The sequence below is a fragment of the Paenibacillus oryziterrae genome (genome assembly GCF_042610485.1).
Classification (GTDB): domain Bacteria; phylum Bacillota; class Bacilli; order Paenibacillales; family Paenibacillaceae; genus Paenibacillus_AQ.
Map to the genome: position 1 here is coordinate 253086 of NZ_JBGJZO010000003.1, position 26763 is coordinate 279848.

27 protein-coding genes and 1 tRNA gene are annotated in these 26763 nt (G+C 48.2%); 20 read left to right on the forward strand and 8 right to left on the reverse strand.

Features of this window, described 5'->3' with window-relative positions:
• The first annotated feature begins 31 nt into the window (after positions 1-31).
• Both mglC and ACAN55_RS05855 read left to right on the forward strand, forming a co-directional pair.
• A complete protein-coding gene (mglC, locus tag ACAN55_RS05850; protein ID WP_379129388.1) occupies positions 32-1039 on the forward strand; it encodes a galactose/methyl galactoside ABC transporter permease MglC in 1008 nt (335 codons plus the stop codon).
• A 165-nt stretch (positions 1040-1204) separates the two neighbouring features.
• The gene (locus tag ACAN55_RS05855) at positions 1205-1987 is read left to right on the forward strand and encodes a TetR/AcrR family transcriptional regulator (protein ID WP_379129392.1); all 783 of its coding nucleotides are present in this window, start codon (positions 1205-1207) and stop codon (positions 1985-1987) included.
• Between the two features lie 121 nt (positions 1988-2108).
• Here ACAN55_RS05855 and ACAN55_RS05860 read toward each other — a convergent pair whose 3' ends face one another.
• Positions 2109-2897 (reverse strand): ABC transporter permease, encoded by a 789-nt coding sequence (locus ACAN55_RS05860; RefSeq protein ID WP_379129395.1) that lies wholly within the window; start codon positions 2895-2897, stop codon positions 2109-2111.
• Positions 2894-3781 carry an ATP-binding cassette domain-containing protein gene (locus tag ACAN55_RS05865; protein WP_379129398.1) on the reverse strand — a complete coding sequence of 296 codons (888 nt, stop codon included), beginning with the start codon at positions 3779-3781 and terminating at the stop codon, positions 2894-2896. Before ACAN55_RS05865 ends, ACAN55_RS05860 begins: the two co-directional genes overlap by 4 nt.
• A 154-nt stretch (positions 3782-3935) precedes the next feature.
• On the opposite strand from ACAN55_RS05865, the gene ACAN55_RS05870 reads away from it, so the two are divergent.
• Positions 3936-5891 carry a WG repeat-containing protein gene (locus ACAN55_RS05870; RefSeq protein ID WP_379129400.1) on the forward strand — a complete coding sequence of 652 codons (1956 nt, stop codon included), beginning with the start codon at positions 3936-3938 and terminating at the stop codon, positions 5889-5891.
• A 280-nt stretch (positions 5892-6171) separates the two neighbouring features.
• Positions 6172-6855, forward strand: coding sequence for a CAP domain-containing protein (locus tag ACAN55_RS05875; RefSeq protein WP_379129403.1), 684 nt, complete (start codon positions 6172-6174; stop codon positions 6853-6855).
• A gap of 131 nt (positions 6856-6986) precedes the next feature.
• Here the strand turns inward: ACAN55_RS05875 and ACAN55_RS05880 are convergent.
• Positions 6987-7059, reverse strand: a tRNA-Lys gene (locus ACAN55_RS05880).
• Positions 7060-7267: 208 nt separating this feature from the next.
• Between ACAN55_RS05880 and ACAN55_RS05885 the strand changes: the two genes are divergently transcribed.
• The 6 genes from ACAN55_RS05885 (at position 7268) to ACAN55_RS05910 (ending at position 15492) form a co-directional block, all read left to right on the forward strand.
• Complete coding sequence (locus tag ACAN55_RS05885; protein ID WP_379129405.1) at positions 7268-8095, forward strand: GDSL-type esterase/lipase family protein; 828 nt, start codon at positions 7268-7270, stop codon at positions 8093-8095.
• A 36-nt stretch (positions 8096-8131) separates the two neighbouring features.
• Positions 8132-9112 (forward strand): ABC transporter ATP-binding protein, encoded by a 981-nt coding sequence (locus ACAN55_RS05890; protein WP_379129407.1) that lies wholly within the window; start codon positions 8132-8134, stop codon positions 9110-9112.
• Entirely contained in the window at positions 9105-10094 is a 990-nt protein-coding gene (locus ACAN55_RS05895) for an ABC transporter permease (protein WP_379129409.1), read from the forward strand. Before ACAN55_RS05890 ends, ACAN55_RS05895 begins: the two co-directional genes overlap by 8 nt.
• A 63-nt stretch (positions 10095-10157) precedes the next feature.
• Complete coding sequence (gene parE / locus ACAN55_RS05900) at positions 10158-12143, forward strand: DNA topoisomerase IV subunit B (protein ID WP_379129412.1); 1986 nt, start codon at positions 10158-10160, stop codon at positions 12141-12143.
• Between the two features lie 288 nt (positions 12144-12431).
• Positions 12432-14873, forward strand: coding sequence for a DNA gyrase subunit A (gene gyrA / locus ACAN55_RS05905; protein ID WP_379129414.1), 2442 nt, complete (start codon positions 12432-12434; stop codon positions 14871-14873).
• A gap of 169 nt (positions 14874-15042) precedes the next feature.
• The gene (locus tag ACAN55_RS05910) at positions 15043-15492 is read left to right on the forward strand and encodes a MarR family winged helix-turn-helix transcriptional regulator (RefSeq protein WP_379129417.1); all 450 of its coding nucleotides are present in this window, start codon (positions 15043-15045) and stop codon (positions 15490-15492) included.
• 63 nt (positions 15493-15555) lie between these two features.
• Here ACAN55_RS05910 and ACAN55_RS05915 read toward each other — a convergent pair whose 3' ends face one another.
• Positions 15556-16263 (reverse strand): RluA family pseudouridine synthase, encoded by a 708-nt coding sequence (locus ACAN55_RS05915; protein WP_379129420.1) that lies wholly within the window; start codon positions 16261-16263, stop codon positions 15556-15558.
• A 3-nt stretch (positions 16264-16266) separates the two neighbouring features.
• On the reverse strand, positions 16267-17130 hold the full coding sequence (locus tag ACAN55_RS05920; protein ID WP_379129423.1) for a class I SAM-dependent methyltransferase: 864 nt from the start codon (positions 17128-17130) through the stop codon (positions 16267-16269).
• Positions 17131-17292: 162 nt separating this feature from the next.
• Here ACAN55_RS05920 and ACAN55_RS05925 point away from each other — a divergent pair, with 162 nt between their 5' ends.
• The 5 genes from ACAN55_RS05925 (at position 17293) to ACAN55_RS05945 (ending at position 20141) form a co-directional block, all read left to right on the forward strand.
• On the forward strand, positions 17293-17820 hold the full coding sequence (locus ACAN55_RS05925; protein WP_379129425.1) for a hypothetical protein: 528 nt from the start codon (positions 17293-17295) through the stop codon (positions 17818-17820).
• A 45-nt stretch (positions 17821-17865) separates the two neighbouring features.
• Complete coding sequence (locus ACAN55_RS05930) at positions 17866-18702, forward strand: helix-turn-helix domain-containing protein (RefSeq protein ID WP_379129428.1); 837 nt, start codon at positions 17866-17868, stop codon at positions 18700-18702.
• Between the two features lie 102 nt (positions 18703-18804).
• Positions 18805-19170: a VOC family protein gene (locus tag ACAN55_RS05935; protein ID WP_379129431.1), complete on the forward strand. Its 366-nt coding sequence runs from the start codon at positions 18805-18807 to the stop codon at positions 19168-19170.
• Positions 19171-19337: 167 nt separating this feature from the next.
• On the forward strand, positions 19338-19790 hold the full coding sequence (locus ACAN55_RS05940) for a flavodoxin (protein WP_379129434.1): 453 nt from the start codon (positions 19338-19340) through the stop codon (positions 19788-19790).
• Positions 19791-19841: 51 nt separating this feature from the next.
• On the forward strand, positions 19842-20141 hold the full coding sequence (locus ACAN55_RS05945; RefSeq protein ID WP_379129438.1) for a hypothetical protein: 300 nt from the start codon (positions 19842-19844) through the stop codon (positions 20139-20141).
• A 94-nt stretch (positions 20142-20235) separates the two neighbouring features.
• On the opposite strand, the gene ACAN55_RS05950 is transcribed toward ACAN55_RS05945, so the two are convergent.
• Together ACAN55_RS05950 and ACAN55_RS05955 are read right to left on the reverse strand one after the other, a co-directional pair.
• Positions 20236-21084, reverse strand: coding sequence for a GNAT family N-acetyltransferase (locus ACAN55_RS05950; protein ID WP_379129441.1), 849 nt, complete (start codon positions 21082-21084; stop codon positions 20236-20238).
• A 71-nt stretch (positions 21085-21155) separates the two neighbouring features.
• Positions 21156-21437, reverse strand: a complete 282-nt coding sequence (locus tag ACAN55_RS05955; RefSeq protein ID WP_379129444.1) for a GNAT family N-acetyltransferase — start codon at positions 21435-21437, stop codon at positions 21156-21158.
• 295 nt (positions 21438-21732) lie between these two features.
• On the opposite strand from ACAN55_RS05955, the gene ACAN55_RS05960 reads away from it, so the two are divergent.
• From ACAN55_RS05960 to ACAN55_RS05980, 5 genes are all read left to right on the forward strand, one after another.
• Positions 21733-22347, forward strand: coding sequence for a 50S ribosomal protein L25 (locus ACAN55_RS05960; protein WP_379129447.1), 615 nt, complete (start codon positions 21733-21735; stop codon positions 22345-22347).
• A 151-nt stretch (positions 22348-22498) separates the two neighbouring features.
• Positions 22499-23128 (forward strand): YhbD family protein, encoded by a 630-nt coding sequence (locus tag ACAN55_RS05965; RefSeq protein WP_379129450.1) that lies wholly within the window; start codon positions 22499-22501, stop codon positions 23126-23128.
• Between the two features lie 13 nt (positions 23129-23141).
• Positions 23142-23828 carry a hypothetical protein gene (locus ACAN55_RS05970; protein WP_379129452.1) on the forward strand — a complete coding sequence of 229 codons (687 nt, stop codon included), beginning with the start codon at positions 23142-23144 and terminating at the stop codon, positions 23826-23828.
• Entirely contained in the window at positions 23821-24492 is a 672-nt protein-coding gene (locus ACAN55_RS05975; protein ID WP_379129454.1) for a hypothetical protein, read from the forward strand. The genes ACAN55_RS05970 and ACAN55_RS05975 overlap by 8 nt, the downstream gene beginning before the upstream one ends.
• A gap of 22 nt (positions 24493-24514) precedes the next feature.
• Positions 24515-26050: an MDR family MFS transporter gene (locus tag ACAN55_RS05980; protein WP_379129456.1), complete on the forward strand. Its 1536-nt coding sequence runs from the start codon at positions 24515-24517 to the stop codon at positions 26048-26050.
• A gap of 4 nt (positions 26051-26054) precedes the next feature.
• Here ACAN55_RS05980 and ACAN55_RS05985 read toward each other — a convergent pair whose 3' ends face one another.
• Entirely contained in the window at positions 26055-26681 is a 627-nt protein-coding gene (locus tag ACAN55_RS05985; protein WP_379129460.1) for a GyrI-like domain-containing protein, read from the reverse strand.
• Positions 26682-26763: the final 82 nt, after the last annotated feature.

Here is a 26763-nt window from a genome sequence, read left to right on the forward strand (position 1 = left end):
CTTCGCGTAACTTTAAGGAGGAACACTACTAATGAACGTTAAAAAAGCTCAGTCCTTTATCACCCAAAATGCGATTTACATCGTTTTGGTTCTACTGATTTTTGGTATTGTCCTGTACGAACCAGGATTTATGTCCTTTAACACCGTACGTGACGTATTGATTCAATCGTCCACCCGTATCATCATTGCCCTTGGTGTCGCCTTTATCCTGATTACGGCGGGTACTGACTTGTCCGCAGGACGGGTTGTAGGTTTCACGGCAGTTATCTCAGCCTCCATGCTGCAAGTTCCGGATTACTCACGTCGTTTCTTCCCGGATCTGCCACAGATCAATGTGCTTCTGCCGATTCTGATTGCGATTCTTGCAGGTTTGATCTGCGGTTTAATCAATGGTCTAATTGTCTCCAAGTTGAATGTTCCACCATTTATCGCAACACTGGGAACGATGCTAATTGTACTGGGTGTTAACTCCCTGTATTTCGATACAGACCCGAACCAATCCCAACCAATCGGCGGTCTGCGTCGTGACTTCACCGATATCGGCTCCGGCTTTATCGGCAGCGGCAAATATTCGATACCATATATCGTTATTATTGCCTTGGTCGTTGCAGCGCTGGTATGGGTAATCTTCAACAAAACCAAGCTGGGTAAAAATATGTACGCTATTGGCGGTAACATGCAAGCTGCCAAAGTATCCGGTATCAACGTATCCAGATACCTGGTATACATCTATGCAATTGCCGGTGCCCTTTACGGTCTGGCTGGTGTGCTTGAAGCTGCAAGAACAGGTGGAGCAACCAATAACTATGGTAACATGTACGAGCTTGATGCCATCGCGGCTTGCGTAGTCGGCGGCGTATCCACAACAGGCGGTATCGGTACTGTTCCAGGCGTTCTGGTCGGTGTTATCATCTTCACCATCATCAACTACGGTCTTACTTTTATCGGTATCAGCCCGAACTACCAGTTGATCATCAAAGGTATGATCATCATCGCAGCCGTTGCCTTCGATATGCGTAAATATTCTTCGAAGAAGTAACAGCGGATAAGATAATACAATCAAGCCGTCCTCATCCGGATTCCGGGTGGGGCGGTTTTTTGTTTATAGGAGTCCATGCGTGTATTTCAGAAGGTTAAATATGGTATACTGTTTATTGAGTATACAATTAAACGAAGTGTCAAAGGCCTCGGGAGGACTGGATAAATGAGCAAAGACGAAGCAGCGAATCAACTAGAAGCCTTGAACCTGCCTGTTGGGGCCGCTATCAGCTGGGGTTTGGTTAAGCCCCCCAAACGGGGTCCTAAAAGGGAAATGAGCATTGAACAGATTGTTAAGACAGCCGTTGCCATTGCAGATAAGGATGGAATAGCTGCTGTGTCGATGAACCGGGTAGCTTCGGCATTAGGCTTTACAGCCATGTCGCTGTACAGATATATTCCCAGTAAAAACGATCTGCTCCTGCTTATGCAGGAGGCGGTCTCTGAAATCACGATACCTCCGGAAAAGGAGCCAGCGGATTGGCGCGAAAATATGCGTGAATATGTAAATGCGACGATAAAAGTCTTTAGAGACCATCCCTGGTTTGGCGATATTCCAATCAGCAGTGTCCCTGTGACTCCTAACAACCTCCAGTATGTAGATTGGATTCTTCGGACCATGAGGGATTTTCCTTTAAGTGATTATGAGAAAATGTCCATATTATTGCTTCTAAGCAGTTATGCGCGGTCATGCGGAATCATCCAGCGGGATATGGTCCGGGCAGTTCAGGCGGGTTCAAGTCCTGAGGACTTCAGCGGACTTAATTATACCGAGGCGCTTAAGGCGCTTGTGAAGCCCAGCCAATTCCCGTACCTGCATCCGGTTGTCATGTCTGGTGTCTATACCGGAGAGAATGAAGCGGACAACCCTGTGGACAACGACTTTGACTTCGGCCTTGAACGGATTTTAGACGGTATCGGCAGTTATATGAGTAAGCAAAATAAATAAAATAAAGATAAAATTGTCTGGGAATCACGAAGAACCCATCTCCGCAACTTGGAAGATGGGTTCTTTGTTATACATAAGGGTTCTGGAGCTCAGGTATCTTACCAAGACTCATAATTGGTCCTCAGCGTCGTCCCGCTTTTCTTCGGAATACCCATGTACTCCATACCAACGAGCCTAGCAGCAGGACGGCACACCATCCGATAGCCCACCAAATCTGATCCTGTATCGGTGTTCCCGTCAGTAAGCCACGGATAGACTCAATAACCGGAGTGATCGGCTGATGGTTCGCAACACCCCGCAGCCAGATTGGCATTGTACTCGTCGGAACGAAGGCGCTGGAGAGATAAGGGAGAAAGAGCAGTGCAAATCCGTATCCGCTCGCGGCAGACGGGCTTCCGGCGACTAAGCCAATGGCGGCATACAGCCACGTAAAGGTTAGAATGAATAATGTGATTAGTCCAAGCGCTTCCAACCATTCTATGAAGCCTGCAGAAGGTCTGAAGCCCACAAGCAAGGCTACTCCGATAACCACAGCAGTCGCGAGCAGATTACGCAGGACGCTGGCAACGATATGTCCGGTGATGACACTTAGGCTAGCGATTGGCATGGTACGGAAACGTTCGATAATTCCGCTTGTCATATCGCCGGAAACCTCTACAGCCGTGCTTGCCGAACCGAAACCTGCGCATAGAAGAATAATTCCCGGAACGACATAGTTCACATAATCTCCCCCAGGATCAATAGCACCTCCAAAAACATAGGTGAAGAGGAGCATGAGCATTACAGGAAGCATAACAGACATAACCAATGTCTCTGTGTTACGCATGCTGTGCCGGAGGCTGCGCCTGATAAACATAACATTAGTTACAGCAAATGATGCCGTTTTAGGGGTGGTGTATGTTGTTGTCATATAGATGAAACCTCCTTCTCTGTTGAAGTCAAAGCGATAAACACATCATCCATATTCGGCCTGCTGATTACAACACGCGAATCTGCAGAACACCCGGGAGCGATCTTGTTCAGGATTTGTTGTATATCTTTTATACTGCCGTTTGTAGGGATCTTGCGGATAAGCTCATCGTTTGCGCTGCGAAGCTCTATGACTTCGCCGCCTACTAAGGATTTAAGCTCTTCGGCGGTTCCCTGCGCGATGACGACTCCGTTTTCAATCACTGCAATTTGGTCTGCCAGTACATCAGCTTCCTCCAGATATTGAGTTGTAAGAAATATGGTGATCCCGTGCTGTTTCAATTGAAGGACAATATCCCATAATTCCCGTCGGCTACGGGTATCCAGACCCGTTGTAGGTTCATCGAGGAACAGTACCGGTCTAGTAACCGTCAGGCTTACAGCCAGATCGAGACGCCGTCTCATGCCTCCGGAGTATGTTTTGACCCGCTTGCGGGCTGCAGCGACGAGGTCAAATCGTTTCAGTAACTCAGCTGTCCGGACTCTAGCCTCCTCCGCGCTAAGTCCGTTTAGTCTGCAGATCATTAGCAGGTTCTCCTCGCCGGTTAATACATCGTCAACAGCAGCGAACTGTCCGGTGAGGCTGATGCACTGCTTCACTTGGTTTCTTTCTGTCGCAGGATCAAATCCTTCGACACGTACAAATCCTTCATCGGCATCGACCAGAGTGGATAGAATGTTGATTAATGTGGTTTTCCCTGCACCATTGGGGCCGAGTAGTGCAAATACAATGCCTTTGGGAACTTTAAGGTCAATTCCACCCAATACGGACTGAGTACCAAAGCTTTTGTGCAGATTATTAATCTCAATGGCATAAATGCTCATGTCACAACTCCTTTTGTTTAATATATAAACAGTTTAATGTGTACACAGTATATTGTATAAACAGTAATTGCGCAATATTAATTTTGGCAGACACCAAGCTGATGTAATCTCCATATCCTATAGGCAAATGCCTTTGTGCAGGGGGAGACAATGTATGATAAGAATCAAGCTGAGTGAGCTGGCTGGTGGGCAGGAGGATAACCTGCTGTATGCTGAGGTATGGAAATGGGACGGGATCGGCTGGAACAGCTTTGTTTCGGAGCAGGAAGAACTGGTTCGTGCGGATGAGGAACGGTTTGTATCAATCCCTGCGGAGCCGGGGTTATACCGTGTGGATTACTTCAATAAGACTTGGGAGACACTTACGGCCGAGGAGGAAGTTAGCCTTAATCAACGGGCCACTGCCCTCCATCCAGCACCGTTTATGCTTAGAGACGGGATGCGCTGGGGTTATATCGGGGATGACGGAAAGACTGCAATCGAACCGCGTTATGATTATGCTGAAGAATTTCAGGATAACGGGCTTGCGATTGTACAGATTAATGGACGCAGCGGAATCATTAACAGCTCCGGCCGGGAAAAGGTGAAACCGGTATATTCATTTATCGCTCCATTTGCAGAAGGCCGTGCAGTTGTGTCTGATACTAAAGGATATTTTATGATCAATGAATCCGGAAAACCTGTAACTACGAAAAGATATGATTTTCTGAACTCTCTGCATGAAGGACGTGCGCTATTTTATACAGGGCTTGACAGTAACGCGATCCGTTACGGGTATCTGGATCAGAACGGCAAAGAGGTAATACCGGCGACCTTTGAAGATGCAGGCGATTTCATGGATGGTATGGCGCTTGTGAAGATAGGAAGCGGAGAGTTTGCGCTGATTGATAAGGAAGGAAACCGTCTGCACACGTATCAGCACCCATTTGTAGGGAACCCTGGAGATGGACTGCTGTCGTTTCAGGCGACGGAGAATGGTAAATACGGATACCTGCGGACCGATGGGACCATTGCCATCCAGCCGCAATTCACGTCAGCCTTACCGTTTATGGACGGTAGAGCAGTCGTAAATACTGCAGAGAATTATGGAAATGCATATGGTCTGATTGACATGCAGGGCAAAATGGTAATTCCAGCGCAGTATTATGTGATTCAACAGCTTGGAGAGGACCGTGTGGCTCTTGGAACTCCAATATATCCGGATCAGCCTTACATTGGTACGCGTTATGCGATTGCAGATGCGGTTACAGGACGGATACTTAGCAGCCACCCTTTACTTGGTGTGAATAATTACATGAAAGGGCTGGCTTCCGTCTATGATGAGAAAGACACCTATTTCATTGATAAAAGCGGTAACCGTGCAGCTCAGCCACCGGTAGTGCCCGGATCGGGGTCACTCTCGTTCAGTGGGAATTTGATCCGAGCAGATGTGGATTTGCGAACATCATACTATATCATGCGGGGGAGACAGGTATGGAAGCAGAATACTGTGATTCCATTACGGCCTCCATATTCCGTGATAGAGAAGAAATACAAACCGAATATGGATTATTTGGTCTACTATCCGGTTGTTGAAGGCATTGCTAATGTAGAAGTATCCAGAGATGTGAATAATAAGCTGAAGGAGCTTTCTCTTGTTGAAGGAGGAGGAGGCGGTGGGACTCCACGTGAAGCCAGCTATACGGGTGATTTCTCAGTAGCCTTCTTCCGTAAGAACTTACTTGTGTTAGAGCTTAACGGCTATAACTTTCCTTTTGGGGCCGCACATGGTATGCCGACGAAAATTTATGTGCATATAAATTTGCGTAACGGAAAATTTTATAAGCTAAGTGATTTGTTCAAACCGGGAAGCAAATATGTAGAGAAATTGAGTGATATCGTCGGGAAGCAGATAGCAACAGATCCGCAATATTCTTACGTTTTCCCGGGAGCCTACACCGGCATAAAAGCAGATCAGCCGTTTTATGTAGACGCAGAGGCACTTTATCTTTATTTCGCTCCCTACGAAATTGCTCCGTATTCAGCAGGATTTCCTACCTTCCGAATCCCTTATGCCGAAATTATGGGCTTAATCTCAACAGAAGGTGACTTCTGGCAGTCATTTCACTGAAATCTCAATCACTATAAGCCGATATTTCTATTAGTGGCTGCGAATTGATCTTATACGAAGGGGCTGTCCAGACCATGAAAATGGCTCCAGACTGCCCCTTTTAGTTTTGAGCAGGTTTGACATAAGCGGAGTTCGCTCTTAATAATTGACAAAAACTAACACCGCACAGTTGATTAAAGTGTGTTACAATGACTTAGGAGTCGAAAAGTTACAAATTCGTAATCATTGCTCTAGTAACTGCAACAGCTTAGAAACTACATCCAGATAAGGAGATGGAATAATGAAAAGCAACGCATTGAAAGCACTGTTAGGTGGAAGCATATCGGCCGTTATGGCACTGGGCATCACACTTCCTGCAGGGGCTGGCGTATCTGCCGCAAGCGCCAATGATCAGGCTGCCATCCAATATCAGCAAGTACTGAAATATATTCAGACTTACTATAGCAACACAGCGGTATCTGCGGGTAAAACTACCTATGTAACGGTATCCACACCACAGGCTACTGTAGCGCCGGTGAAGAGCACCACCGTGACTACAACTGCTCCTGCCGTTAAGCCTGCAACAAGCGGCACGACTGCAGCAGCAAGCACTAAATTAACGTTCACCCAACAGGTTGTTGTATTGGTTAACAAAGAGCGTAGCGCTGCCGGTCTTAGTCCGGTAACGGGACTTGACAGCTTGAATAAGCTTGCGCTGACCAAAGCTACAGATATGCGGACTAATAACTATTTCTCGCATACTTCGCCAACGTACGGTTCACCCTTTGACATGATGAAATCTTTCGGGATTTCGTACAAAGCTGCTGGTGAGAACATTGCCATGGGACAGCGTACACCTGAAGAGGTTATGAAAGCCTGGATGAACAGTCCTGGACACCGGGCCAATATTCTAAGTAAGAATTTCAACTATATTGGTGTCGGTTTCGACAATAACTATTGGGTTCAGGAATTCATAGGTAAATAAGGGATGTATCTAAGTAAATAACTCATAAAGCTCTCTGCTTTCGGGCAGAGAGCTTTTTTTATTATACCCAAGCGGCTCTCGAAAATAACAAAAAAAGAAGCCGGGATCTCCCGGCTTCTTTCAATTCAATATGGGTAATGCAGGGTTCGAACCTGCGACCTGCCGATTAAGAGTCGGCTGCTCTACCAGCTAAGCTAATTACCCGTGTGGTGAACCAACAAAAGATATTATATAACGTAGACTCAGAAAAAGCCAGCTTTTTTAAAAAAAAGTTTTCGCGGAGTAATTCTGATGCTCATCATGAGATTTTGTCCGTGAAATTTGCAAATTAAAGATAGAAGAATTATGTTTAACTACATAGTTAAATATACGGGAAAAAGTGGCACAATAGATACTATACGGAGGGATTACATTGAATGATTCCAAATGGACCTGGCGCTTCATAAGCCTAATTTCTATAGCATCAACCTTAGTCTTTCTATTGGGCTTCGGGTACGCGGTGAAGGATATTATGAAGCCGCAAGGAGACACTCCGCTTAGCTCGTTGCCCCGGGAAACGGCTGCACCCGCAGCACAGGATGGAAGCTTGAAAGTGGTTGCAATCGGAGATTCCCTCGCTAAAGGCACAGGAGATAACAGTGGAGACGGATTCGTAAGAAGGGCCGTAACAGGACTTTCAAAGAGTGGTAACGAGGTGAAGCTGTTAGGGAACCTGGGAATCAACGGGCTTACCACAGCGGATCTGCGTAGCCGGCTGGAGGATGAAGGTGTCCAGTATACATTACGTCAGGCTAATACGATACTGCTCTCAATCGGCGGGAATGATTTGTTCCGGGGAGCAGGAATAATCCAAAGTGAAGGTGCCGGTAACAAGAATGTACCTTCAGAAGAGGAGCTGACCCCAGAATCACTGCTGGCAGCTCTGCCCGAAGCTTCTGTGAGCCTGCGGAAGCTGCTGGAGCAGATAGAGGAGATTAATCCGGATGCCCAAATATACTATTTGGGTCTTTATAATCCTTTCGGGGATATACCAGAGCTTCAGATTCCCGGCAATCAGGCGGTTACCGCTTGGAATAATGCAGCCATGGATATTATTAACAAGCATAGCAATATGACACTCGTGCCGACTTTTGACCTGTTTCACAATCATCTGGAGAAATATTTGTCATCGGATCATTTTCACCCCAGCGGAGAAGGTTATCAGCGGATAGCAGACCGGATAGCACAAGCGGTACGATGAACCAGAGGTATAGAGGGATAAGGGAGTTGTAATGGGATGAACAAGGGAAATTCAGGCGTCACCTCGGATATCGTTCTGTCAGTCAATCATATTCGCAAAAGAATCGGACGCAAGTGGATCATCAACGATGTCTCATTTAATGTAAGAGCAGGAGAGATCTTTGGATTCCTGGGTCCAAATGGTGCAGGTAAAACAACAACGATCCGCATGCTCGTGGATTTAATCCGTCCAAGTGAAGGAACGATTACCGTATGCGGCTACAATGTCAATCGTGATCCGGAGAAAGCTCTGCAATATGTAGGCTCTATTGTGGAGAATCCTGAAGTTTACTCCTACCTGACAGGCTGGGAGAATCTGCAGCACTTTGCCCGTATGCAGCCGGGAGTGGATAAGGCGCGTATTGCAGAGGTAGTAGATATTGTACGACTCGACCAGCGTATTCACGATAAAGTGAGAACCTATTCACTTGGTATGAGGCAGCGCCTCGGTATTGCCCAGGCACTCTTAGGTCGGCCTAGGCTGCTGATATTGGACGAACCGACAAATGGGCTTGATCCCAAAGGAATCAAGGAGCTGCGGGAGTTCATCCGTAAGCTTGCCGACGAGGGGATGGCGGTTTTTGTATCCAGTCATTTACTGAGTGAGATCCAGCTTCTCTGCGATAGAGTCGCAATTATCGGGCAAGGTCGGGTACTGGCCGAGGGTGGAGTCGAAGAGCTTGTCGCCCGTAATTCTCCCTATGTATTGTGGGAGCTTGAGCCGTTTGACCGCGGTCATCAGTTGCTAGATGAGCATCCGGAGATTCATATCGCCGATGTGGCCGGAATTACTCTGGACGATACCGTTACTGCCGGAATGGGGCAGAATTCCGTGGTCACTATTATGGAGGATGAACTTATCCCGGAGCTTGTCGCCGCGCTGGTAGCTGCGGATATCGAAGTCAGGACCGTGCATAAAATCAACCCAACACTGGAACAGCTATTCTTGAAACTGACGGAGGGTGAGTCCATTGAATAATCTCTTGCCGCTCATCCGCAATGAGTGCATTAAGATACTGAAAAAGAAACGATTTTATGTTATTCTGCTTATTCTGGCAGTCCTAGTTCCTATGTTTACTTATGCGCAGTTGCGGATCGCCGAGCGCAGCCGGGATAAGTTTAACTCTGATTGGCGGCTTGAGGTACAGCAGCAGATCACGGATAACCAGAATTCACTCAGCAGTGACCGCATACCCGAGGAATGGAAGTCATACCGGAAAATATTTGTCCAGCAGCTTCAGTATTACCTGGATCATGATGTGAATCCGAATGAACCAAGCGGGGTCACTTTTACCCGTGAGTTTCTGGATAATTCCATAACGCTGTTCATCCCGCTCCTGATTATGGCGGTAGCTTCGGATCTTGTATCAGGTGAGCGGACCACGGGCACCATCAAGATGTTGCTCACAAGGCCGGTGAAACGCTGGAAGATTCTTTTTAGCAAAATGACCGCTTTGATTATGTTCGTGTCCCTCATCGTGCTGTCCACATTCCTGCTGAGCTACCTTATCTCGGGATTGGCCTTTGGTTATAAGGGCTTTAATGTGCCGGTGTTTACAGGCTTTCAGTTGAGTGGTGACACGGTTAATACTTCTACGGTACATGCTTTGCCTCAATGGAAATATATGCTGATGCAGTGCGGACTGATCTGGTATGTCAGTATCGTCGTTGCACTGCTCGCATTTATGGTTTCAGTTCTGGTGCGGAGCACGGCAGCCAGCATTGTCGTTATGATGGCCACGCTTATCGCGGGAACCATCCTAACCAATATGGCTTCAGCCTGGACCACTGCCAAATATTTATTTATGGTTAACCTAGGCTTAACCAGCTATCTGGCGGGTACACCTGCGCCAATCGAAGGCATGACACTTCCCTTTTCGATGGCAGTGCTGGCCGTTTGGGGCATAATATCGGTGATCATTTCATTCACCGTCTTTACGAAAAGGGATATTTTGAATTAGAATGAACAAAGTGACCAAAACATTTGTTTGCCTTTTGGTATTGAAAAAGAAGGAGGAGCATGAATGCTCGAACAGATCGATTTGTTTGCAGAGTCATCAAAGAACGGTGGAAACAGCCGTACTGGTTACGATGCTGACGACATTCAAGTGCTCGAAGGTCTCGTTGCAGTACGCAAACGGCCTGGTATGTACATTGGCAGTACGAGTTCCTCGGGTTTACATCATTTAGTATGGGAAATTGTGGATAACGCAGTAGATGAGCATCTGGCCAAATATTGCTCCAAAATTGATATTACACTGCGCAAAGACGGCTCGGTGACTGTAATCGACAACGGACGCGGGATACCGACCGGAATGCACAAGACGGGCATTCCTACGCCGCAGGTCGTTTTTACGATGCTGCATGCCGGAGGGAAATTCGGCGGTTCCGGATATAAGAAATCTGGCGGTCTGCATGGCGTTGGTGCTTCTGTCACCAATGCATTATCTGAATGGCTGGAAGTTGAAATTTACCGGGAAGGCAAGATTCACCGGCAGCGTTTCGAATATTGGGTGGATCCCAAGACCGGCAAGGAGCATGTCGGAGAGCCAGTGACGGGACTTGAGATTCTGGGAAATACGAATAAGACCGGTTCGAAGATATCCTTCAAGCCGGATATTCGCGTGTTTCCGAATGGAATTGCCTTAAACTACGATACCCTTGCAGAAAGAGTGCAGGAGATCGCTTTCCTGAACTCAGGCCTGCGGATTACCTTGACGGATGACCGGAGCGGTAAACAAGATGAATTCATTTATGAAGGCGGCGCAAGCCAGTTCGTTCAGTTCCTGAATGAAGGCAAGGACGTTCTGCATGATGTCATTCATTTTAGCGCGGAGAAGGACGATATTGAGGTTGAAGTGGCGCTTCAATACAATGCGGGGTATACAGAAACACTTGCTTCCTTCGTCAACTCCATTCCTACCCGCAGCGGTGGTACACATGAGACAGGCTTTAAGACAGCATACACACGCGTAATGAACGATTATGCCCGCCGTACTCAGCTGTTGAAGGAAAAAGATAAGAACCTGGAAGGTAACGATCTTCGTGAAGGAATGATGGCTGTAATCAGTGTCAAAATGAGCGAGGTTGAATTCGTCGGTCAGACAAAAGACCAGCTCGGCAGCTCATCTGCCCGCAGTGCTGTGGATTACATTGTTGCAGAACACATGGCACGGTTCCTGGAGGAGAATCCTCAGGTGGGTCAGAGTCTTTTGAAGAAATCGATTCAAGCATCCAAAGCCCGTGAAGCAGCCCGTAAGGCACGCGATGAAATCCGCACCGGGAAGAAACGGAGTGAAAGCTCAAATCTGGGCGGTAAGCTCACACCTGCACAATCCAAAGATTTCTCACGTACGGAGCTGTTCATCGTGGAAGGGGATTCTGCGGGTGGTTCCGCGAAGCAGGGACGTGATTCCAAGATTCAGGCGATTCTGCCGCTTAAGGGTAAACCGATGAATCCGGAAAAAGCCAAGCTGCTTGATATCTTGAAGAATGATGAGTACAAGGCCATTATCTCTGCAATCGGCGCCGGGATCGGTACGGAGTTCGCCGTAGAAGACAGCAATTATGCCAAGATTATTATTATGACCGATGCGGATACAGACGGTGCACACATCCAAGTGCTGCTGTTGACCTTCTTTTATCGTTACATGAAACCTTTGATTGATGCAGGCAAGGTGTATATCGCTCAGCCTCCGCTGTACAAGCTGACACGCAAAACAGGCAAGCTGGAGACGGTCCGTTATGCATGGAGCGACGAGGAGCTGCAGAACTACCTGAAGGAATTCGGCAAAAACTTTGAGCTGCAGCGCTATAAAGGACTGGGAGAGATGAATCCCGATCAATTGTGGGAGACTACCATGAATCCCGAGTCGCGTACGCTGCTCCAGGTACAGATTGAGGATGCCGCCAAGGCGGAGCGCCGTGTATCCACGTTGATGGGCGATAAAGTAGACCCGCGTAAGCGCTGGATCGTCGAGAATGTTGATTTCACCGAGATCGTGGAGTAACGCCGAAGGTACAGGTAATAAGGAAATCGGCAATGAAGATTTGCAGTATTTCGGCTAGTGACGAGAACTTCCCCTGCTTTTAATTTTGGTGCGGATAAGCGGAGCAGGCGGAATTGTTCTGTAGGAGCGCAGCGTTCGCCTTTGTTCTCCGATTCTTACCGCGGATAGCGGCTTGAATCAGAGAATCGGAGAACAACAGCGACTGGAAGAACAATCCGCAGGTGGAGCGCCCTGATCGCACCACCGGTTAAATAAGTGGATAGATTGAGGAACAGAAGGTGAAGCATAGTGAGCAGTTTATCAGAGCAATTTTTACCGGCTTTTCTGGAAGAGGTCGTGGGTGACCGCTTCGGCCGGTATTCCAAATATATTATTCAGGACCGGGCAATCCCCGATGTCCGTGACGGGCTCAAGCCGGTGCAGCGCCGTATTCTGTACGCAATGTATGATTCCGGCAATACTCCGGACAAGCCGTACCGGAAGTCCGCCAAAACCGTCGGGGACGTAATGGGTAACTACCATCCCCACGGGGACTCCTCCATCTACGATGGAATGGTGCGGATGGCACAACCCTGGAAGATGGGTCATGTGCTTGTAGACGGACATGGCAACTGGGGTTCGATGGATGATGATCCGGCAGCGGCCATGCGGTATACGGAAGCCCGTCTTTCTCCGATTGCGATGGAGATGATGCGTGATATCGAGAAGCGGACCGTACTCTTCAAAGATAACTTTGATAATACGGCTAAAGAGCCAGTAGTGGTTCCTTCCCGTTATCCGAACCTGCTGGTGAACGGCACAAGCGGAATCTCCGCCGGGTTCGCCACAGAGATCCCCCCGCATAACCTGCGTGAAGTCATTGATGCCTGTATCGCAGTCATGCAGAAGCCTGAAATTGCACTGGAAGATATCATGACCTTTATTAAAGGTCCTGACTTTCCGACAGGCGGTACCATCATGGGTGGCGAGGGCATCATGGATGCTTACCGTACCGGCAAAGGCCGTATTTATCTGCGGTCCAAGACGGAGATTGAGAATCTGCGCGGTGGTAAACAACAAATCGTGATTACCGAGGTTCCTTTCCAGGTTGTGAAGTCGCGGCTCGTTACAGCGATGGAGAACATTCGTCTGGAGAAGAAAATCGATGGTATTGCCGAAGTTCGTGATGAGAGTGGTCGCGAGGGGCTGCGCATTGTCGTTGAGCTTAAAAAAGATGCCGATGCTCAAGGGATTCTGGCGTATCTGCTTAAGAAGACGGATCTGCAAGTCACCTATAACTTCAATATGGTTGCGATTGTGAATAAAGCCCCTCAACAGCTCGGCCTTAAAGATATCCTGCAGGCTTATATTGCTCATCAACGCGAGGTAGTTACTCACCGGACGCAATATGATCTGGAGCGTGCCGAAGACCGGGCCCATGTACTCGAAGGACTTGTTAAGGCATTGAATATTCTGGATGAAGTCATTGCAGCCATCAAGGCGTCAAAGAACCGGCAGGATGCCCAGAATAATCTGGTATGGATGTTCGGTTTCAGCGAACGCCAGGCGGATTCCATTCTGACGTTGCAGTTGTACCGGTTGACCAATCTGGAGATCACATCACTTCAGAAGGAGCTTGACGAAACACACGCCAAGATTTCGGTCTTACAAGGGATTCTGGACAGCGATAAGAAGCTGATTGCTGTAATCCGCAAGGAATTAATTGAAATTCGCGATAAATACGGCATCGACCGCAGATCCCTGATTCAGGAGGAAGTGGAAGAGATCAAGGTTAGCCTTGAGGTACTTGTCAATGCGGAGGATGTCCTCGTTGCGCTTTCTGCAGATGGATACATTAAGCGGACGGGAATGCTTTCTTTTACACGCTCGGGCGGCGAGCGCAGTACCTCAGGAGTGAAGGATGGCGATCACATCGTCAAGCTGTTCGAGCTGAACACGAGAGATAATTTGCTCGTATTCACCCGCAAGGGCCAATACTTCCTTCTGCCAGTACACCAGATTCCTGAGTTCAAGTGGAAAGATCCAGGAACTGCAATTGTTAATGTGATCAGCTTATCAAAGGGCGATGGGGTTATCAGTGTACTCCCAGTGGGCAATATTGAAGAATCGCAGCAAAGTCTGGTCTTTATCACCCGCAAGGGTCAAGTGAAGCGTACTGAACTGAAGGAGTACTCGACTACCCGTTCCGGAGCTGTAGCTGCTTGTAAGCTCGGTGAAGGCGATGAGGTTCTGTCCGTGAATATCAGTAGTGGAGATAAGGATATTGTCCTTATTACACGCGAGGGTATGAGCATCCGGTTCCGTGAGAATGAAGTGAACCCAATGGGCCGGGTTGCGACTGGAGTACGCGGGATTCAACTGCGGGAAGGTGACGAAGTGATTTCATCGCTCTGGGTTGGTGAGGATGAAGGTGAGATCCTAGCGATCACTGAGATCGGGCATGCAAAACGTTCTCTGCTTGTTGATTATCCGTCACAGAGCCGCGGTGGTAAGGGAATGCCAACCTTTGAGTTTAAAGAAGGCAAACGAGTACGTCCTAACGGCAGCAGAGTTGCGGGTGCGTTCTATTGCAAGGAGCCGCTGGAATTGACAGCGATAACCCGTGAAGGGGCATTCTTTAACTTCTCTTCTGAGGCAGTTCCAATCAGTGATCGTCGTTCGATTGGTAAACTTATTGTTCCGGTTGAGAAGAAGGATGAAATCATTAGCGTAATTCCTGCAGTGAAATAATTGGTTTGAACTTTCGGTTCTATAATAGCGGCGCCTGGACTTCCACATCGAAGTTCAGGCGTCGTTTTTGGTTTGGACTTCATTTTATTTTTTCCCTTTTGCAGGAAATTCGAACCTTTGCACGAACTTGTAAGGATACGGATCGTACGCAGGAAAGGAAGGAATAAGTGTGCACTCTTCTGATTTCAGTAAAATCTGGCATAAAATTATGAAAGACTATAAGCTCTATATGGAGACTAAGCTGGCTCCAACGCTGACGGATGCACAGCTCACCGTGCTGGAATTGCTTCAGGAGCATGATGTCATGAAGCCTTCTGATCTGGCACCGCATCTGGCAACCAGCCCGGCGGCGGTAACAATGCTTCTTGACCGGATGGAGAAACATGGATTAATCGGCCGTGAACGCGATGGCGGGGACCGTCGAATCGTATGGATCAGTATTACAGAGAATGGTAAGAAAGAAACAGAGCGCGGCTTAAAAATCCGCAGTGACTTTTTTGCCGGAATAATGGATCCGATTTCATCACACAACCAGCAGCTGCTGCTATACTTAATGGGTAAGATGGTCGTCAATAACACAACCCAGGAACCCCCGGCTGCAGCATTAGTCAAACTATAATGGAAGCTTAGTAATACATATGTCAGAAACAAAATGTAGTGGAATGACAAAAGCAGGTCGTCCTTATCGGACGGCCTGCTTTTGTGTATCCTGAGACCAGCAGTTCCATGGATAGTTCTGCGGCGGCAGGGAGATTAGTTCTATTTCTTCTTTGGTGACAGGGTGGGGAAACCCGACGAGCAGAGACCATAATGAAATTTGCTGCCCCGGCTTATTCACGGAGGCACCATATTTCTGATCTCCATACAGTGGACAACCTAGCGAGCTGAGCTGTACACGAATCTGATGGGAGCGACCGGTGTGCAGATCAATCTTCAACAGGCTGAGGCCTTCCGAGGTGCCAAGCACGGTATAATCCAGAATGGCTTCTTTGCCTCCGGGAGTGCCTTTCCGGACGACGGTAACCGTATTCGTCTTCTCATTCTTCAGAAGGGTGTCTATAAGCCGTCCATGCATCGCCGGTGGCTTGCCATGTACAACCGTCAGATATACCTTGCGGAAGCTCCGGCTGCGAACACTCTCCGATAGCCTTGAAGCAGACTTGGAGGTCTTAGCGAACACCATAGCGCCGCCAACCGGGCGGTCCAGGCGGTGGACTAATCCCATATAGACATTACCGGGTTTATTGAATCGCTGTTTGACATCCTCTTTCAGGATGGTCAACAGATCTAAATCCCCTGTAGAATCCTCCTGGACAGGAATGTTGACCGGCTTCACCACCCCAAGCAGGTGGTTGTCCTCATATAGAATCTCAAGCGGCGCCTGTGCCATGGGCTACGCCTCCCAGCGTCCCAGAATGCCGCAGGGAAGATTCATGCCGGTGGACGTGATCGGCAGACCGATTTCCCCGGACGTCAGCTTGCCCCCGTAACGCTTGCCCATAGTCATGGACAGCATATTGCGAAGCACCGTTGGCGAGATGCCTGTGGTATAGGAATTGATCAGCATAAACAACGGCTTATCGCTCATAATTTCCATGCAGCTCTCAAGGAAGGGATAAAGGCTGGCTTCAAGCTTCCACATTTCGCCGCCCGGACCTCGACCATAAGATGGAGGATCCATAATGATGGCGTCGTATTTGCTGCCGCGGCGCTGTTCACGTTGTACGAATTTGAATACATCATCGGTAATGAAGCGGACGGGCTTGTCGCTGAGGCCGGATAGTTTGACGTTATCCTTTGCCCATTGAACCATTCCTTTAGCTGCGTCTACGTGTACTACTGATGCGCCGGCACTTGCTGCTGCCACAGTAGCGCCTCCGGTATACGCAAACAAATTCAGAACCTGAATGGGACGTCCTGCAGAAGCAATCTTGTCCATCATCCAGCTCCAGTTCGCTGCCTGTTCAGGGAAGAGCCCCGTGTGTTTGAAATTGGTAGGACGAAGCTGGAATTTCAGCTTGCCGTACCCGATATTCCAATGATCGGGAATGGGTTTCTTCATCTCCCATTGACCGCCGCCGGATGAACTGCGGTGGTAGTGTCCATGCACATTAGTCCATTGCGGAGTTTCTTGCTCGAGTGGCCATATAATCTGCGGATCCGGACGGCGCAGGATAACATCTCCCCAGCGTTCCAGCTTTTCTCCGCCTCCAGTATCGAGAACTTCATAGTCTTTCCAGCTACTTGCTATAAACATGATTTATCCATCCTTCAAAAATTCATTTAGCTTTAATTGTACAACATTTCACCCGGCCCCTACAAACAAAAAACCAGTATGCCTGAGACTATTTTCATTTTAACCATTCTCTGTGCTCTGTATAATACTTCCAAAGTAGATGGAATGGAAAGAGGGAGAGCAATGGTAAAGAGCAAATCGCTTACCAGAGGACTGGTTGCTGCCATATTACTGGCACTGACCGCCCTGATTGTGTATGATCAGGTTAAACTTCACCAGGAACCGCTGCAGTATCACTTTGACATTCGTACAGAGGATTTTGCCATCAACAATATTAATCTGGTGTCTACTCCGAACCATGTCTATTTGGCAGGGGGATACTTTATGGAGCTGACCGGCAATGACACTTCCGTGGATAATGTCAATGTTGACGGGAGAGTGTCGGGGGTGCGTCTGTTTGACTGGACTTCTGGAGAACCTTTTTACCGAAGTGATATAAATCCGGTGGCAGAAGGTAAGGTCATTAGTGGCATCAGCCTGGACAGCAAATCGGTACTTCATATGAGTATTCATTATACGGTTGGAGGAGAGAGCAGGGAGTACAATGAGGATATCCTGTTAAAAGACAAAATCAAGCCTCTTCGCTCTACATCGGATGGCGGATATGCGATTTATGAACTGGTTCCCAGAAGGACAACGATGCCACAATAATGCTCAGGAACGGAAAGGTTGTGCCGTATGTTCAATCTCTCACAAATGTATAAGCCGATAACGGCAAGTCCCGGCACAACCTGTGAGTATCCGCCGTCCCAATTCTTACGGCCTTACATCCGCTGTTATTGGGGTTCAGATTCTGGGAACTCAGCGGCAGAAGGAATACTTATACGCGATAGCCAGCAGGCTGAGAGAGAAACTATTATTCCCGACACATGCATGGATATCATATGGGAGCTGGAGAAAGGTAAGGCAGAACCCCGGATTTATTTTTGCGGGATCAATGATGCGCCGTTTGAAGTGCCAAGTCATCCCAAAAGTCATGGAACCATCCGTTTTGGCATCCGGTTTCATTTTTGGGCCGTGCATTATTTTGCTGATAACCACATGAGAGATGTCCTGAATAGCAATTCTGATGTGGATGTGTATTTCGGTTCGTTCCGTAACGAACTCGGAGGTTTACTGGCTCAAATGAACTCTATGGAGGAACGGATCTGCGCAGCCGAATCCTATTTACTGAGGCGTTTGGAACGATCCCGGTATTCGAGCGACAGCCTAATGAATGCCGTCTATACCCTGGTGAGGAGCAAGGGTGTAGTTAGTGCGGCAGAGCTGCAGATCAGCTCCGGGCTTAGCAGCCGCCAGCTTGAGAGGCTTTTTCAGGAGTACATTGGGCTTTCCCCTAAGAAAATTTCCGATTTGGTCCGTTTCCAGAATGTTTGGAGGGACATCTATATTCATTATCAGTCGGAGTCCAACTTGGACATTCAGGATATAATCTTTGATTACCGTTTCAGCCACCAGTCTCACTTTATAAACAGTTTCAGGAAATATGCGGGTAGAACTCCGCTTGTAGCTCTTGCACATGCAAGGCTTTAGATGTCGTTTTTTTGCAATACGTAGCTTCTATATTCCGTTACAATATTCTCAGGACAGGCGCTGCCTGCTGTTACTATATCTGTATCGGGAGGGGATTTACCGATGATTTCATCATTTGAAGGCATCAATCTTTACAGCAGAAATACCGCCGTACTTGCGGCATTTTATTCTGAAGTGCTGTCTATCCCTATTGCTTTTGAGAGGTTTGGTAATTTTGACGGGGCAAAGATCGGATTTGAACGGGGTATACCCGGGATTATTATTTGGGATGAGAACAAATGGGACAAGCTTACCACTGGTGAAGTCAACCTGGTTTTTTCCTGCAGCAGCCTGGATGAGACATATGCAGAACTCCGACTTAGGGGGCTTGATTGCGAGCCTCCGGCCATGATGGAATATGGAGGTAAGGAGCTGAATTTCTCTGACCCTGACGGTAATAGAATTACCTTGCTTCAGGGTGCCTATTAACGGTCTGCCAATGGAATAAATCACTTTTAAGAACACCATGGGAAAGCCGTGAAGGACGGTGGTCCCGGGTGTTTTTAGATTGTATTGACAATGAAAATCATTATTAAATAAAATGAATGAGTATATGGGTATGCTATATATGCTTAAATTTAGGGAGGTACAGATTCATGGCTAAAGTGCTCGTGGCATATGCCAGTTTAACCGGCAACACAGAGGAAATTGCAGAACTTATTGCAGAAGGAGTGCGCCATGCAGGCGGAGAGGCTGTTCTAAGATCGGTAACTGACTGCAATGCGTCTGAGATAAAAGGATATGATGGTGTGCTTCTCGGGGCTTATACCTGGGGAGATGGTGAGCTTCCGGATGAGTTTCTTGATTTCTACGAAGAGATGGATGAGTTGGAACTGGGTTCGGTACCATCCGCAGTTTTTGGCAGCGGGGATACAGGATATGAAATCTACTGCGGTGCCGTGGACCTTATTGAACAGAAATTGAAGGAGCGCGGTGCGGTTATTACGCAGGAAAGTCTGAAGATCGAATATGGCCCAACCGCCCCGGAAAAAGAAGAATGCCGCCGGTTTGGACGCCAGTTTATTGAAGCCTGTATGGCGGTTTCTTAAGATATGGGCGGGCCAACCGGAACGAACTTTATGTGCAGAAAGGCTGCACCCTTGGCGGGGAATGCAAAAAGGCTGCTGGATTACCGGGTTGAGCACATCCTGATGGGTGGTGCAGCCGTACCTGGCAAGGATAACCCGGCAACGGGACTTCCCCGCTGGCAACAGCAGGTGCAATATACAGTGGGTCACACACTTAACGATTTCTACAGCTTATCACCTGAAGTTCGCCGGGAGACTCCAATTCAATCTCTCGTGGAGCGCAGGTGGCCGCAGCGGGATGAAGCCTTTCATTCGTTTCTGCAATATTGGGATATAAAGAGCGCAGAGAGCAACACTATGACGGAACTGTGATGTGATAAGGCTGCAATAATAAATCCCCCTTTCTCGGCCCATTTCTAGGGCAAGTAAGGGGGATTTGGCTTGTATAGACAAAATCATTCCGGTGCTAGATAATTCCGTTATATTTGTAGTAATCTTGTTTGTTCAACACAACAAATCCGCAGCTCTCGTATAGTTTGAGAGCGCCCGGATTATCAAGGGCGACCTCTAGATTGATGCCGTTGTAATTTCGTTTCTCCCGTTCAATGGTCTGCAGGAGCGCACTTCGTCCGATTCCAAGTCCGCGCAAGGACTTGTCCACGGTGAACCCGTAGATCCAAGTTTCATTATCTTCGGTCCACAAGCGCATTTTGCCTGCAGGCCGCCCGTCCATTTCGATAATGATATGTTCCTGCAAGCCTTCCTGCTTCTGCAGCTCGAATACATCGGCGGCATCCTCTTGCGAAATACCGAATCCCTCACGGTCCAGCTCTATTAGAATCTGAGCTTCATCCTCACGGGCGGGGCGCATGATGATGGTGCTGGAAGCTGAGCTTGCATCGGAGGTAACGGCAGTTCCGTCCCATTTCATCTGATATTCGGCATGATTAAATGCCAGGGGAAGGGTTGAAATGAACCCTTTGGCTGAAGCTGATGCTGCAGGCGCATTAAGCAGCAGATCGGTGATGTTATTACGGGCAATAATGGGCAATGCGCGTTTCCAAAGAGAGGTGAAGATGCCTCTGCGCCGATACCCTGGCCGAACCATCCCGCATACCTCCATGCTGCTCCCAAAGCCGTACAGTCCGATGAAGCCGACCAGAAGCTCGTCCTCGTACGTAACCAGCCACTCGGTGCCGCCAGGAGACTGCGGCTGCCGCAGCATATCCCAGTTCAATTTTAGTGTAATGCCTTCATATTGCTCGCAGCGCTGCTGCAGTTCTTCAATTTCCTTTAAGGTGTCTATTGTGCTCAAACCCGAATTCCTCCTAAATGGTAATACCGGCAATATAGAATTCTTGCTAAAGCGGAATAGTTATGAATACATTATTGGCCGCTAAGCACATCTGCATATTCCGGATGCTTCTTGAATTGATGCGCCGCATAAGGGCACACGGGTACAATGGTCAATTTCTCTAAGCGTGCCTTATCTACAACAGCCCGAACTAATTCTTCGCCTGTACCTTGCCCCCGGAGATCCTCAGAGACGAAGGTATGATCAATTACCAGCACTCCTGAGGTTTTATCCAACTTAAACGTAATCTCGGCAAGGTCCTTACCGTCACCAGCAACATAAAAACGTCCATTTTCACTATTGATTTGAACCATGTTCATCACTCCCGGCAGAATATTTCCTTTATTTTACTACCCTTAACAGTAAAAAGCGAGAAAGGTCACAAAGATACCTGTACATACTGCTATCAAGCCACAATAAATCGATTTAAAAAATGGATGTCATTAACTCTAAATGGATTATATTTGTATTTATGCCTTTTTTGACTTGGTAATGGGACAGTGCTATAGTGATTCCATGTCACGCTAACATGGTTAATAAGAGACTGATTGGAGTTTCAGCCCTAACGGGGTTGTCTGTAAATCTTGCATACTAATAGGAGGAATGTTCATGAATACGACAGTACGTTTGACTGAAAGATCGGGAACGTCTTCTTCCCAGCGGAGAAAAGGTTATGTGCCGGTTGTTGTGTACGGTGCAGGTTCAGATACGAAGTCCTTTGCAGCGGATGCGAAGACAGTCAATGAGATTCTCGGAAGAAACCCGCATGCAATCCTAAAGGTGGAGCTTCCAGGTTCTGGGGTGAAAAATGTTGTGATTCAGGATATACAGCGTCAGCCGCTGTCTAAACAACTGCTGCATGTAGATTTTCAGCAGATTGATATGAAAGCCGAGTTAGACACTAAGGTAGCTTTTCACTTTACTGGAGAACCCGTTGGTGTAAAGGCTGGCGGTGCCCAGCAAGTTGAGCTATACGAACTGGACATCCGTACGTTGCCGGACAAGCTGACGGCAACCTTTGATGTCGATATTAGCAGCCTCAATATTGGCGACCAATTGATGGTATCCGACCTTCCGAAGCATGAAGGCTGGACGATATTAACTCCGGAAGATACGCTTATCGTCCGGATTGCAGCTCCAGTTAATCAGGATGAGCCTGAAGCTGATGAAGCGGATTCGGCAGCGTCTGCTGCTGGAGCAGCCGCTGGAAGCGATGCGGGCTAAAGCATAAGAGCAAGCAGACTATACGATTTCTAGTTCGAGAAGCAGCATCTTCCCCGGGGAGGATGTCTGCTTCTTTGTTTTACATAGGGATGAGATGGAGAGGTTTACAGCGTAACAGTGTTATGTTACAATCCATTCAAGAGGTGAGATGATGGAACAGGATTTGATTTCCAAGAAAGATCTGTTGGATGTAACCGGCATATCCTATGGACAATTGTACCGCTGGAAGCGGAAACAGCTAATACCTGAAGAGTGGTTTATCCGTAAATCAACCTTTACAGGACAGGAAACCTTTTTTCCGAAGGAAATGATTTTGGCCCGGATTCATAACATTGTGAATATGAAGGATGATCTTTCGCTGGATGAACTGGCAGGTAAACTATCAGATTCGTCAGCATTATACACAATGACATGGTATAGGGATGAATTGGTGAAACGTAACATTGTTTCGAATGTGACGATGGATAAGTTCGGTGAACTTCCTGCCGGGAGAGTAGATTACGATTTTGACCAGTTGCTGCATTTATACACAGTGGATGTTCTGCTAGGGAAGGGTGAATTGAATCTGGAAGAGGCGGGACTGTTGTACCGTACGCTGAGAACAAGGATTCCACGTCTGGAGGGCAAAAGCTGCGAGCTGTTTTTTATCCGGAAAATGGGTGTGTCTTCTTTCCTTCTGGCCCTTTCTCCTGCGGAGCTGCTGTTTGATGAAGGGGTGCGGCTTGTTGCAAGGGTTAATCTGGATGATCTTGTCGAGAAGTTGAAAGGAAAGCTTTCATGAGGAGGATAGGATGATGGAAATGGCGAAATTGCCTGATTTGATCTGCGAAGGTGTCAGCAGCGCCGCAGGCGGCACGTATGACCAGGTGAAGATAGAGGGAGTAGGCACAGCCACTGGCAGTGTGATTGCAAATACTTTTAAGGGCAACGGGAATATACGGGTGAAGGGTGATCTTGCAGCAGGAGAGCTGGAATGCAACGGCATGGTGAATGTGAACGGTGACCTCCGTTTTGGCAACATGAAAGCAGATGGTATGCTCGGGATCGGAGGGGCAGCCAGGGGTGAGGTTTGTGTGCTTAATGGGTTGCTGAGGGTCAAAGGTGATTGTGAACTGGAGAACTTTACCGGTGTGGGAGGATTCGTGATTGGCGGCTTACTGAGCGCAGGACATGTGGACATCAAGCTGCATGGGGCCGGAATCGCCAAGGAGATCGGAGTGGAGAGCCTTGTGGTCCGCCAGATTCCCCAAGGGCGCTGGAACAGGATGCTCGGCTCGATATTTCCAAAGCTGAAACCGGAGCTCTCAGCAGCAGTGATCGAAGGGGATACGCTGGATCTGGAGTATACGAAAGCCGAGGTTGTCAGGGGCAATGCTGTTATTGTCGGCAAGGGGTGCACTATTGGGCGGGTGGAATATCGCTCGGAGCTGACCGTGCACCGTGATGCGGTGATTGGACAGGAGGAGAAGACCGGTGAATGAAACGTCACGCAACAACCTGAAGATTCTGGGGACGACTACCTCAGTCGGAGGATACTTCCGTAATGTGAATGTTGTCGGTGAAGCCAAATTCACAGGAGACGTCGAATGCCAGAAGCTGAGCCTGACCGGGGAACTGAATATAAATGGCGACTTAAAGGCAGATACATTGAAACTGGCAGGCAAATGCGACATTGCCGGCAGGGTTGAGGGCCGTGTCTTACGTGGTACGGGTGAAATCCGGGCATTCTCCGGTATTAGAATCGAGGATATCAATCTTAAAGGTTCCGTGATCTCAACCAGCGGCTGTGAAGCGGAGAAACTGCATATTTTCGGTGCGCTGGAGGTGGATGGCCTGCTGAGTGCTGATCAGCTGGAGCTCAGTTTATATGGTCCTTCCCGGGCGAAGGAAGTGGGAGGCGGAACCATTGAGATCAAGCGCAGCACGGCTGCCAAGCTCAAGGGCTGGGTTTCAGACATCACAAATGTGTATTTTGAAGCGGATCTGATTGAAGGCGATAATCTTAACCTGTATCATACAAAGGCTGCTATTGTACGGGGCGGGCGTGTTATTATAGGTGCAGAGTCGGAGATTGGGCTTGTGGAATACCGGGATTCTCTGGAGATTCATAAGAGTGCAGTCGTGAAACAGCAAATAAAAATATGAGTGTATCAAAGGGGTGGAGATCATGAGTTCAGCTAAATCGTCCCGTCTGGGCATTGTTATAGCCGGTCTGCTGCTTGGAATCCTTATGGCCTCCATGGACAGTACGATTGTCGCAACAGCAATGGGCAATATCGTGGGTGAACTGGGAGGTATGGACAAATTCGTCTGGGTTACTTCTGCGTACCTAGTGGCGGAAATGGCGGGTATGCCGATCTTCGGCAAGCTGTCAGATATGTTCGGGCGCAAGAAATTTTTTATCTTTGGTCTTATTGTGTTTATGGCTGGATCGGCGCTATGCGGTACAGCAGACAATATTATTCAATTGGCAACCTACCGGGCCATTCAGGGAGTCGGCGGCGGAGCACTGGTTCCAATCGCATTTGCTATTATGTTTGACGCGGTACCGCTGGAAGCCCGGGGTAAGCTTGGCGGCGCATTCGGTGCGGTGTTCGGCTTATCCAGTATCTTTGGTCCGCTTTTGGGAGCGTATATTACGGATCATATCGCCTGGCAGTGGGTGTTCTACATTAATCTGCCGCTAGGAGTGCTGGCTTTTGCAATGGTTGTCTTCTTCTACAAGGAATCACATGAGCATTCCAAACAGCGGATTGATTGGCTGGGTGCCGGCACGCTGATTGGCGCTGTAATCTCCCTGATGTTCGCACTGGAACTGGGCGGTAAGGAATATGCCTGGGATTCTTCAGTCATTCTTGGATTATTCGCGGTTTTTGCCGTACTTACAGCAGCTTTCTTCTTTGTAGAAACCAAGGCGACGGAGCCGATTATATCATTTAAGCTGTTCCATCAAAATTTATATGCCTTCAGCATCCTCTGTGCCATGTTCAGCGGGGCTTCCTTTATCGTCGCGTCTGTCTACATTCCGATCTTCATTCAGGGAGTACTGGGCGGCTCGGCCACCAACTCCGGGCTGGTACTACTGCCGATGATGCTCGGTTCTGTGGTCACGGCTACCGCAGGCGGTTTCCTGATGAACAAGATCAGCTACCGCAATCTTATGATCCCTACGCTGGCGCTGCTGGTGGTTGGAGTGGGGCTTGCCTCTACACTAAGCCCGGATTCATCAAGGCTGGAGGTCACGCTATATATGATTCTCATGGGTCTTGGCATTGGGGCTTCCTTCTCCGTGTTAGGCAATGCGGCGATTCACGGATTGTCCGCGAATCAGCGCGGTTCAGCCAGTGCTACGCTTAATTTTACCCGCTCACTTGGAATGACACTGGGAATTACCATATTTGGCATTATCCAAAGCCATTATTTCACCAATAAACTCGGTGAGCTGTTTGCTTCTGGCGGAGGTTCGGGGGCTGCGGGAGGATTTGATTTCAAGGATCCGCGTTCCTTGCTGTCACAGGATGCCAGAGCCATGATACCGCCTGAAATATTGGGGAAAATAACGGAAGGCTTATCATCTTCCATCGTCCATACTTTTGGATGGGCGCTTATTCCGGCAGGACTTGCCTTCCTGTTCTCGTTCTTCATGGGACGGCAGAAGCTGGATGAGACGATGGAAGCTCAGAGCCAGCCTGCAGGTCATTAAGCAACTAATTGTTCACCGTAACCGCAAACCGCAGAACCGTTTTTAACTCTGCGGGCTGCGTTCTGCGGGCATCCGAAATGTAGATTTCTCTATGAATCTTCGATGCTCTCAGCAGATAATTATCAAGGCAGAATTGCTCCATGAGTGCGAAGCTCGCCGGTTCATCATCAAAAGGGCCGTTGTGCAGCATTTGGACGCTGAGGCCATCTTCCCAAATACCGAAGACTGCTTGATCGAGAAGCGGATTCGGTTTTTTGCGTTTAACAGCCTCCAGAACCTCTGATGCTAATTCAGCGGTTACAAAATCAGGCTGACGGATCATGATGGTGTACACCAGCTCATCTTTATCCAGAACTTCTTTCTTTCTGCCATCCTCGGTTAAATCCCACACCCCCTCCAGCGGGAAAATGGAATATTCATAATAGCCTTCCGGCATGACTCCCTTTTTCGGCAGCATCTTAACCCCATAGGATAGAGAATACAAAGTGCCAACAGCATTGGCGAAATCCTCATGATTAGGGTTGCCTTGACCGCGAAGCATAAAGTAGTTATAGCTGGGAACCGTGATGAATTCTGGCTTCGCTTTAGGTAGGTACAGGTGCTTGTCTTGTTTCTTCCATTCATATTTCATGGGTTAACCTCCTCTTATACGGCAAGATTACCACAAGGAACTGGACAAGTGTGTGTCAGGGTAGAAAATGGTCCGTTTCTCT

Coding starts and splice junctions, on each gene's coding strand:
- mglC (WP_379129388.1), top strand. CDS start 32: ATGAACGTTAAAAAAGCTCAGTCCTTTATCACCCAAAATGCGATTTAC.
- parE (WP_379129412.1), top strand. CDS start 10,158: ATGCTCGAACAGATCGATTTGTTTGCAGAGTCATCAAAGAACGGTGGA.
- ACAN55_RS05865 (WP_379129398.1), bottom strand. CDS start 3,781: ATGAGCATTTATGCCATTGAGATTAATAATCTGCACAAAAGCTTTGGT.
- ACAN55_RS05915 (WP_379129420.1), bottom strand. CDS start 16,263: ATGGCACAGGCGCCGCTTGAGATTCTATATGAGGACAACCACCTGCTT.
- ACAN55_RS05970 (WP_379129452.1), top strand. CDS start 23,142: ATGGAAATGGCGAAATTGCCTGATTTGATCTGCGAAGGTGTCAGCAGC.
- ACAN55_RS05860 (WP_379129395.1), bottom strand. CDS start 2,897: ATGACAACAACATACACCACCCCTAAAACGGCATCATTTGCTGTAACT.
- ACAN55_RS05985 (WP_379129460.1), bottom strand. CDS start 26,681: ATGAAATATGAATGGAAGAAACAAGACAAGCACCTGTACCTACCTAAA.
- ACAN55_RS05890 (WP_379129407.1), top strand. CDS start 8,132: ATGAACAAGGGAAATTCAGGCGTCACCTCGGATATCGTTCTGTCAGTC.
- ACAN55_RS05930 (WP_379129428.1), top strand. CDS start 17,866: ATGTATAAGCCGATAACGGCAAGTCCCGGCACAACCTGTGAGTATCCG.
- ACAN55_RS05980 (WP_379129456.1), top strand. CDS start 24,515: ATGAGTTCAGCTAAATCGTCCCGTCTGGGCATTGTTATAGCCGGTCTG.
- ACAN55_RS05940 (WP_379129434.1), top strand. CDS start 19,338: ATGGCTAAAGTGCTCGTGGCATATGCCAGTTTAACCGGCAACACAGAG.
- ACAN55_RS05920 (WP_379129423.1), bottom strand. CDS start 17,130: ATGTTTATAGCAAGTAGCTGGAAAGACTATGAAGTTCTCGATACTGGA.
- ACAN55_RS05935 (WP_379129431.1), top strand. CDS start 18,805: ATGATTTCATCATTTGAAGGCATCAATCTTTACAGCAGAAATACCGCC.
- ACAN55_RS05870 (WP_379129400.1), top strand. CDS start 3,936: ATGATAAGAATCAAGCTGAGTGAGCTGGCTGGTGGGCAGGAGGATAAC.
- ACAN55_RS05855 (WP_379129392.1), top strand. CDS start 1,205: ATGAGCAAAGACGAAGCAGCGAATCAACTAGAAGCCTTGAACCTGCCT.
- ACAN55_RS05960 (WP_379129447.1), top strand. CDS start 21,733: ATGAATACGACAGTACGTTTGACTGAAAGATCGGGAACGTCTTCTTCC.
- ACAN55_RS05925 (WP_379129425.1), top strand. CDS start 17,293: ATGGTAAAGAGCAAATCGCTTACCAGAGGACTGGTTGCTGCCATATTA.
- ACAN55_RS05875 (WP_379129403.1), top strand. CDS start 6,172: ATGAAAAGCAACGCATTGAAAGCACTGTTAGGTGGAAGCATATCGGCC.
- ACAN55_RS05955 (WP_379129444.1), bottom strand. CDS start 21,437: ATGGTTCAAATCAATAGTGAAAATGGACGTTTTTATGTTGCTGGTGAC.
- ACAN55_RS05965 (WP_379129450.1), top strand. CDS start 22,499: ATGGAACAGGATTTGATTTCCAAGAAAGATCTGTTGGATGTAACCGGC.